Raw genomic sequence first — 7,810 nt, forward strand, 5'->3', positions numbered from 1 at the left:
ATGAATGTATGCACGTTATCGGAAACCCTAGCAATACCATAATATTATCGAGAGGAATTTTATAGATGTTTTATATTAAAGAAATAAAACAAGAAGACGTTGGATTGTATTGGGATTTAAGGCTGGAAGCATTAAAGACGAATCCCGAAGCATTTGGAGCAACATACGAAGATTCCGTGAAAACTCCGATATCTGAAGTTGTAAAGAGAATACAAAACGAGAGTGACAATTATATACTGATGGCTTTTACAGAGAGAGACCAAGCTGCTGGAATGGTCGGATTTAGAAGAGAACAAGGAATAAAACTTAAACATAAAGGAATGATTTGGGGAGTCTATGTCTCACCGGAATATCGGGGCAAGGGGATTGCTAAAGAACTATTAAAGGAAGTAATTAATAGAGGAAAAGAAATAGAAGGCTTGAAACAAATAAATCTAGGTGCTGTAACTACAAACCAAGCGGCAATAGATCTTTATAAGAAACTAGGGTTTGAAACATATGGAATAGAGAAAAATGCTTTAGAATATAGAGATCAAGGATATGACGAGAAATTAATGACTTATTTTTATAAGTAGACTCGAAGAGGGCAGGGCATCCGTTAACACAGTGTACCAGCTTCGCGGCATTCGCAGCTCGGTCTGCTCGAGGCATTTCGAGGAAGAGGATTCAGGCAGACACATCAATTCTTCTAAGATAAGAGCTATTTAAGGGAAATCGACGTCAGGAGCATAAGAACGTTATATGACATAATTGCAATTGCGATTAAGGATCTTTTAAGGACCAACAATACATATTGGAGATAAGCTATATGATTCTTAGAATCTCAACACATAACTACAAGGACCAGGGAACGGAATGGGATCCAATGTCTCTTTGAATGATTTCAATTCCGTTGGCGTTAATAGGTATTTTTCTATTTTGTTTTCCTGATTTAGTCTGCAATTTTATTACTTTTATCATCTATAGAACTATGAAACCAAATTATGAATTTGAAGAGAATGTACAATATAAAGATCCAAGTAGAATTATAATATGGGCAATCAAGATAATAGGATTGATATTAATTTTGTTTGGGGCTTATCTTTTTTGGAGTGCAGAGGAATTCTATAACAACTGGATTAAAGAAAGATAAGTTGAAAGTAATAACACCATATTCACGCATCGGGCATTCGCCTCGGTCCGGCACGAAGATCGAGGTGGAATCGGAGGGCCATTCCAGTTTCGAGGAAGCAGTGGCAGCGGAACACATCCCACTAAGCGAAATTTCAGGAGGAGGTAACAAAAATGTCAGATCATTGGGACATATATTTTTGTTCAATAGAAGATAATTTTGCATCAATTTTATTAGATATGGGTGTATGGAATGAGGTCGATAAAAGTCAATATTCGTTGGGAATGGGCATAAGGATTCCTATTAAAAATCCAGGTGAGAGCGGCACACCTGCTAGCGATGAGGCTGAACTAATAAATGAACTTGAGGACATGTTAACTCAGAGTCTTGGCCATTTAGCTGTTAATGTAGGGAGAATGACAACGAATGGAATTAGGGAAATTTATTATTATTTTTCTTCTCCGTTTGATTTAGATACCCTAGCGCGGGAAATTTTTTATAAGCAGCATTATTACGATATAGTAGTGTTTAATATGGAGGAAAACACCCCTTGGGAATTTTATTTCGAGTTCTTATATCCAGATAAATATCAATTGCAACATATGGGGAACCGAAGTGTTGTGGACTCGTTAAGTGAATCGGGAGACACTTTAGAGGAAGCAAGAAGGGTAGACCACTGGCTGCATTTTAATAGTGATTCACAACGGAAAACTTTTGAAAATAGGGTAAGAACAATGGGGTTCAATGTTGAACTTGATAGAACAGATGATGGTAATGAATACGTAGTACAAATTTATCGTAATGATTTTGTTGATTTACATTCAATAAACGAAGTTACTGATTTGTTAGTCGACTTATCCAAAGAGTTTGATGGCAGATACGACGGATGGGAAACCATGGTTATCAAGTGAGTTAAAAGAAGAGGAAGCTTGCCAAGCGTCCTGGACATGGGAACGTTATAAGGGAAAAATACAAAATTAAAGACCCCATTACCATAATAGTTGCATTCTGATATGTAGAAGAGATCTAGGTTAATGAGGAAAAAACGTTAAGCCAACAGAAAGAGGGGAATGTTGTATGTCACCAGGGACAGTTATATTTTTAAATGGAACTTCGAGTTCTGGAAAATCCAGTATTTCTTTAGAATTACAACGAATTTTAGACGAACCATACTTACACCTATCAGTGGACAAGTTTTTATATATGTTGCCAGTTGACTACCTTAGTGGGGATAAACCAGCGCATGCAACAAAAGATGCAATGTTGAAAGTTATAAAAGGAATGCATCATGCACTTCCCGCATTAGTTGCTGCCGGGAATAACCTCATTGTTGACCATGTACTCGAAGAAAGACAGTGGTTGGAAGAATGCGTGATGTTGCTAAAGGATTACAAAGTGTTGTTTGTCTCCGTAATTTGTTCCCTAGAAGAACTTGAACGAAGGGAAAGAGAAAGAGGAGATCGAAATATTGGTCTTGCAAAGTATCAGTATAATTTAGTACATACACATGGCGTTTACGACTTAGAGATAGATACGGAATTCAATAAACCTCACGAATGTGCGCTGCAAATCAAAAAGTGTTTGCATGATACTCCCCATTTTAATGCCTTCAGAGAATTAAAGCTTAGCGCGGACTGAAGAATGCTAGAGGGGGTTTTCAAATACGAACCTGAAATCACTTATTACTATACCTATTACATATCGAAAATTAAAGAGATAACTCAAAGTGGCATCGCACCTATGACTGAAAGGAGGATCTACGGCCGCTATAATGAAGAAATATCTATTTACCGTAGTTATTATATTATTAATTGGATGTAGTGATTCAAAAATTATATATGAAAAAAATGAAGTGGAATCGATAACTTTAAGTAGTTGTCTATCTGAAACTCTTCCCAAAACAATAAAATCCACGGATAAACTGAATAGGATTATAAACATGTTGGAGCATACTGAAGAGGATGCTATTCAACACTCAACAGGTAAAGTTGGGTGTTCTAACACGATGACGATTAATTTCAAGAATACCCAGTCACCTGTAATAGTAACAATACCGCAAAGATGTAAAACAACTAGTAAGGGGAATTCTTCTTTAACGAATTGCGAGCCAATACAAGACTACATAATGATTGAAGATAAAATGGCAACAAAAACAGTAAAATCAAGAGAATTATATGAGTATATACAGGAAGGCTGGAAGTAGCCGAAGATGTGGACACTTCATATAACAGCGCATTATTGCAACCCTGTACTGCCTAACCGCATGCCGCGTGAAATTTGACAGAGCTGCTTAAAGGAGTGTACCTATGAATTCAATAAACTGGACTAGTCTTGATAATCAAGAAGACTTAAATAAACTGCTGGATGCTTTCGGTTGGTTTCATGATGCCTGTATTCGAGAGATGCATATGTGGACAGATCACTATGTAAACCCGAATTTGTCCATGTCAATTCCAGTGGGGCTAGATCACAAAGTGAGGCTTTTACTGCAAAGACAAGCTCGTAGTCTTCCCGCAATTGAATTGTTCTTCGAGCAAGTTACGCAGGTTTATATTAAACCAAGCCCTGAGAATTATGATTCAATTATTTATGAAAGCACTTTTATACATAAAAATGGATTATTTTATTGGGCCGATGACCGAAATTGGAGTCCGGGTGGAAATGATTTATACGGAACAGTTAATTGGATCAGTTCTAGGAAGGTTAGTTGGAGAGATGCTAGTGACTGGATTGGTCATACCCTTAGATATGGGCCTAGAGAACATGAATGAGAAGAGGGCTAAGTCCCAACAGACCCGGGTTTATACTCTTCAGCCAGGGAGGGGTCGTGAATACAATAACGTTAGATGTTAATGACGGAGAGAGGATGAATAACACATGCCGCATTTGGTAGGGACAAGGATAATATTGAGAGAATACCAGTGGGAGGATCTGCCGCATATAAGAGAATGGGTTAATGATTACGAAATAACGAACAATTTGCATGACGTTTTTTTGTTTCCTAATACAGTTTATGAAACCGAGTCCTTTTTGAAGAAGATGATTGAGGGAACATCAGAAAGTAAAGGATTTGTAATTGCGGATAAGGCTGCTTTATCTTATATTGGACAAATTGATCTTCATCATATTGATTATAGGAACAGGAATGCGGTTCTTGGCATTGTTATTGGAAAGAAAGATTACTGGGGAATGGGTTACGGTCAAGAAGCAATAACATTGTTGGAACATTTTGTGTTCAATACATTAAATTTAAACCGATTAGAACTGGATGTCTATGAATATAACGAGCGAGCGTATAACAGTTATTTAAAATGCGGATTTAAGGAAGAAGGCAGGATGCGGCAAAAACTATTTAGGGATGGACGTTATTGGGATGTCATAAAGATGTCTATCTTGAAAAAAGAATATGAAGAGCTGTTTTGTAAATAAATCAAGGAAGCCGTCAGCATGACACAACACAGCATTTACGCATCGGGTTGACGCCCTGGGTTGCCCTTGGAAATTTTGAGGAAGCTAAGTCCGGCGACAACTCTGCACCGACTAAGTCTGCCGATCCGAGGGTTCGTGAGTACAAAAACCTCAGATAATAGCTCGATACTATAACATGAGAGGCGTGGCAGGGAAATGGATCAGACAATCGCAGGTATAGTTGTTATTTTTATAGCAACACTTTTGTTTATTTTTTTATACAGATTAATAAGTTTGAAGAAAAAATATAAACAAGAAGAAAATCTATTAGTTGATTATTTATCGAATTTCTATGGAGTTAGTTCAAAGGGAATGAGACAGATAAGAGGGAATGGGATATTACTTTTGTCAAGAAATGATCTGGTTTTTGAGATGTACATACCAAGAAAGAAATATACCATTCCATTAGATACGATAAACGAGATAAGTAAAGTGAACGGGCATTTGGGTAAAGTGGGATTTAATTTGCTGAAAGTAAAATTTAAAAGTGAAAACCATTGTGAAGAAGCGGCATGGGCAGTTAACGATGTGGATGAATGGATTAAACAGTTAGTTATAATGAGCCATATTGCAGAGAGGCGCTAACACCCTCTCTCACCGAATACATGTTGCTGGCCTTTATGGACCTTGGTCTGTAAGGAATTTTTGAAAAGTTGTGTTTTGCAAGCAAAAAGTGCTCAATATTGCAGCAAAAAGTGCCTAAGAGATTTGCCAGGATATGAAGCTATACGGGGACCCGTTCCATCGCTTGCTTGAAGCGGAAGCTCTCTCCCGTGAACGAGAGAATATGAGCATGGTGCACCAGGCGGTCCACAAGAGCGGAAGTCAGCTTGGTATCTCCGAAAATCGACGTCCACTGGCCGAATTCCAGATTGGACGTTACAATCACGCTTTGTCTTTCGTAACAGTCGGCAATCACATTAAACAATAGCTCAGAGCCGGTCTGGCTGAAAGGTACATAACCGACCTCATCCAAGATGAGCAAGTCGGCCTTTCGCAGCTTTTCACGTAATCGGTTCACCGTTCCCGAGGCAAACTTCTCCTGCAGCAAGGCCACTAGATCCGAAGCGCGGTAGAACTGCACTGCCTTACCTTGCCGGCATGCTTCCACGCCGAGTGCTGTGGCCATATGCGTTTTCCCGGTGCCTACTGCCCCCATGAGCAGCAGGTTCTCCTTACGCTCCAACCACCCGAGTTCCAGCAGCATGGCGGGACTGCTACCGCTTGGAAAGGAGATGTGGTCATACACATAGCCCTCAAAGGTCTTAATATGTGGGAAGCCGGCTTGTTGGACAAGCTTACCCAGTATCGCACGCCTGCGGCCATCCAGTTCAGCCGTCAGCAGCTGCAGGACCACACCATGCAGCTGTTCGTCCTGCTGCAGCGCAACATGTTCGACGACATGTGCCAGCCGCAGCTGCCGGCACAAATCGGCCAGTTCTGGCTTCATGTCAGCTCACCCCCGTCAGCTTGTCATAGCGCTGTAGTGAAAACTCCATTTTGGTACTCGGCGGTGAGATCGTCTCCTCTAAAACGGCCGGTATATCCCGGCTACCTGACCTCATGCCGAGAACAGCGGTTATGCGCTCAACGGTTGTTTCCGTGCCTAGAAGGTGAAGGACGTCCTCGATCTCCCTTACCGTATACACGCTGCTCCAATGGGCAAGAGCACGGAGGCGTTCCTTGCGCATATCTAGTTCCTTTACCGTAACATAGAGCTGCAACGTTTGCGGCAGCATGCGAATGAACTGAGAGTGAGTCACACTTCGCGGCTTGCGCAGCAAGTTAGTAAAGACTTGTTCCCACGGAATGTCAGCGGTCTTGCCAGTGTAAGGCCGAGGGATTTCTCTTACGAGCTGGTGGTTGTTATTGAGGATAACCAAGCGGTCCCAGTAGGTTTGGACCATGACCTGGCTTCCTGGTTGAACCAGTCCCAGCAAAGGAATGGTAGTTTCATCCACTCGAATCTCTCCGTATTTATTAACCGCCGCAGCAGATATACGAAAGGCTTCGAAAGCCACCTCCGGCAAGACAAGCAGCTTTGCCCGTTCCTCTTCCCATAAGTCAGCGATTCGCTGCCCCTTGGCATAGTGTGTACGCTCTTGGTCTAGCAAGGCTTGCTTAGCAAACACAGCAGCAAGCTGCTCTTGGCTCTCATAAATCGGGATCGGGACAGCCCAGTTCCGTTTCGAGTATCCGCATTTATTCTCCACATGCCCCTTTTCATGTCCACTGTACGGGTTACAAAATACGGCTTCAAACCGATAATGCGCACAGAATCGCTGAAACCCGTCCGTTAATTGCCGTTCACCATGCTTCTCAATATGTACAACCGCAGCAGATAGATTGTCGAACCAAATCTGGAGTGCTACGATAATAATGCAGTCGAAAAACACCCTCATATGAAATAGAATGAAAGATAATGAGGGGACGGGGGACAATGAATCGGTACGATAAAGCATTCAAAGAAGAAGCCGTAAGATTGAGCGATGAGATTGGATCAAAAAAAGCAGCTGAGCAGTTAGGAGTATCCTACCACACCTTGCAGGAATGGAGAAAACGAAGAACCCTGCACGGCGACGGAGCGCATATCGGAAGCGGAAGCGCTTATGCGTCTGCCGATAAGACTGCACGTGAAATCGAATTAGAAAAAGAAATAGTCGAGCTGCGCCGCGCGAATGAAATTCTCAAGGATGCACTCGGTTTTTTCGCAAAAGACCGGAAGCGGTAAAGGCATGTAGGCTCTATGCTTACATCCGTGAACGACGGGATCGATGGACCGTCAAGGAGATGTGCGATATACTTGCTGTCAGTGAATCGGGCTATTACCGCAGCTTGAAGCCCACACCTAAGCAAGAGAAGCAGCAACGCCTTCTGGTCAAAATCACAGAAATCATCGGTGAACATGAAGACAACAGCAATTACGGTGTCCAGCGTATTCTGCTGGCGCTGTCACAGATAGAGATTCAGACCAGTTACAGCACGGTATACCGAATCATGAAGAAGCACGGCCTGCTGAAGAAAGCTAAGCGTCATCCCAGCGGCATTACACGCGAGGATGCCGCAGCTCAAAAGAGCGAGAACCTGATCCAGAGAGACTTCAGATCCTTAGCACCCAACCAAAAGTGGCTATCTGATATCACCGAAATCCCTTGTTCAGACGGCAAGTTATATCTGTCCGCGGTACTGGATTGTTTTAACGGAGAGATCGTAGGCCTCGCCATGGACGAT

Annotated in this window: 11 protein-coding genes; 9 read left to right on the forward strand and 2 right to left on the reverse strand. The window is 41.8% G+C overall.

Annotated elements, in window-relative coordinates:
- The first annotated feature begins 65 nt into the window (after positions 1-65).
- The 7 genes from L1N82_RS22740 (at position 66) to L1N82_RS22770 (ending at position 5,164) form a co-directional block, all read left to right on the forward strand.
- Complete coding sequence (locus tag L1N82_RS22740) at positions 66-575, forward strand: GNAT family N-acetyltransferase (protein ID WP_235289753.1); 510 nt, start codon at positions 66-68, stop codon at positions 573-575.
- 709 nt (positions 576-1,284) lie between these two features.
- On the forward strand, positions 1,285-2,022 hold the full coding sequence (locus L1N82_RS22745; RefSeq protein WP_235289754.1) for a DUF695 domain-containing protein: 738 nt from the start codon (positions 1,285-1,287) through the stop codon (positions 2,020-2,022).
- Between the two features lie 166 nt (positions 2,023-2,188).
- Positions 2,189-2,749 (forward strand): chloramphenicol phosphotransferase CPT family protein, encoded by a 561-nt coding sequence (locus tag L1N82_RS22750; RefSeq protein ID WP_235289755.1) that lies wholly within the window; start codon positions 2,189-2,191, stop codon positions 2,747-2,749.
- A gap of 133 nt (positions 2,750-2,882) precedes the next feature.
- The gene (locus tag L1N82_RS22755) at positions 2,883-3,314 is read left to right on the forward strand and encodes a hypothetical protein (protein WP_235289756.1); all 432 of its coding nucleotides are present in this window, start codon (positions 2,883-2,885) and stop codon (positions 3,312-3,314) included.
- Positions 3,315-3,417: 103 nt separating this feature from the next.
- Positions 3,418-3,882 (forward strand): hypothetical protein, encoded by a 465-nt coding sequence (locus tag L1N82_RS22760; protein ID WP_235289757.1) that lies wholly within the window; start codon positions 3,418-3,420, stop codon positions 3,880-3,882.
- Positions 3,883-3,988: 106 nt separating this feature from the next.
- On the forward strand, positions 3,989-4,540 hold the full coding sequence (locus L1N82_RS22765) for a GNAT family N-acetyltransferase (RefSeq protein ID WP_235289758.1): 552 nt from the start codon (positions 3,989-3,991) through the stop codon (positions 4,538-4,540).
- Positions 4,541-4,735: 195 nt separating this feature from the next.
- Entirely contained in the window at positions 4,736-5,164 is a 429-nt protein-coding gene (locus tag L1N82_RS22770; RefSeq protein ID WP_235289759.1) for a hypothetical protein, read from the forward strand.
- A 139-nt stretch (positions 5,165-5,303) separates the two neighbouring features.
- Here the strand turns inward: L1N82_RS22770 and istB are convergent, their stop codons facing one another.
- Both istB and L1N82_RS22780 read right to left on the reverse strand, forming a co-directional pair.
- A complete protein-coding gene (istB, locus tag L1N82_RS22775) occupies positions 5,304-6,029 on the reverse strand; it encodes an IS21-like element helper ATPase IstB (protein WP_235289760.1) in 726 nt (241 codons plus the stop codon).
- Between the two features lies 1 nt (position 6,030).
- Positions 6,031-6,981 carry a hypothetical protein gene (locus tag L1N82_RS22780; RefSeq protein ID WP_235289761.1) on the reverse strand — a complete coding sequence of 317 codons (951 nt, stop codon included), beginning with the start codon at positions 6,979-6,981 and terminating at the stop codon, positions 6,031-6,033.
- 38 nt (positions 6,982-7,019) lie between these two features.
- Here L1N82_RS22780 and L1N82_RS22785 point away from each other — a divergent pair, with 38 nt between their 5' ends.
- Together L1N82_RS22785 and L1N82_RS22790 are read left to right on the forward strand one after the other, a co-directional pair.
- Positions 7,020-7,310, forward strand: coding sequence for a transposase (locus L1N82_RS22785; protein ID WP_235289762.1), 291 nt, complete (start codon positions 7,020-7,022; stop codon positions 7,308-7,310).
- 59 nt (positions 7,311-7,369) lie between these two features.
- Positions 7,370-7,810: IS3 family transposase (locus L1N82_RS22790; protein ID WP_235289763.1), on the forward strand; the 441-nt coding region annotated here is incomplete at its 3' end.

This window comes from Paenibacillus tarimensis, from assembly GCF_021532315.1.
Classification (GTDB): Bacteria; Bacillota; Bacilli; order Paenibacillales; family Paenibacillaceae; genus Paenibacillus_I; species Paenibacillus_I tarimensis.

Bases quoted from the DNA above. Each gene is read 5' to 3' on its own strand.
- L1N82_RS22755 (WP_235289756.1), top strand. From the start codon at position 2,883: ATGAAGAAATATCTATTTACCGTAGTTATTATATTATTAATTGGATGT.
- L1N82_RS22765 (WP_235289758.1), top strand. From the start codon at position 3,989: ATGCCGCATTTGGTAGGGACAAGGATAATATTGAGAGAATACCAGTGG.
- L1N82_RS22745 (WP_235289754.1), top strand. From the start codon at position 1,285: ATGTCAGATCATTGGGACATATATTTTTGTTCAATAGAAGATAATTTT.
- istB (WP_235289760.1), bottom strand. From the start codon at position 6,029: ATGAAGCCAGAACTGGCCGATTTGTGCCGGCAGCTGCGGCTGGCACAT.
- L1N82_RS22750 (WP_235289755.1), top strand. From the start codon at position 2,189: ATGTCACCAGGGACAGTTATATTTTTAAATGGAACTTCGAGTTCTGGA.
- L1N82_RS22740 (WP_235289753.1), top strand. From the start codon at position 66: ATGTTTTATATTAAAGAAATAAAACAAGAAGACGTTGGATTGTATTGG.
- L1N82_RS22760 (WP_235289757.1), top strand. From the start codon at position 3,418: ATGAATTCAATAAACTGGACTAGTCTTGATAATCAAGAAGACTTAAAT.
- L1N82_RS22770 (WP_235289759.1), top strand. From the start codon at position 4,736: ATGGATCAGACAATCGCAGGTATAGTTGTTATTTTTATAGCAACACTT.
- L1N82_RS22785 (WP_235289762.1), top strand. From the start codon at position 7,020: ATGAATCGGTACGATAAAGCATTCAAAGAAGAAGCCGTAAGATTGAGC.
- L1N82_RS22780 (WP_235289761.1), bottom strand. From the start codon at position 6,981: ATGAGGGTGTTTTTCGACTGCATTATTATCGTAGCACTCCAGATTTGG.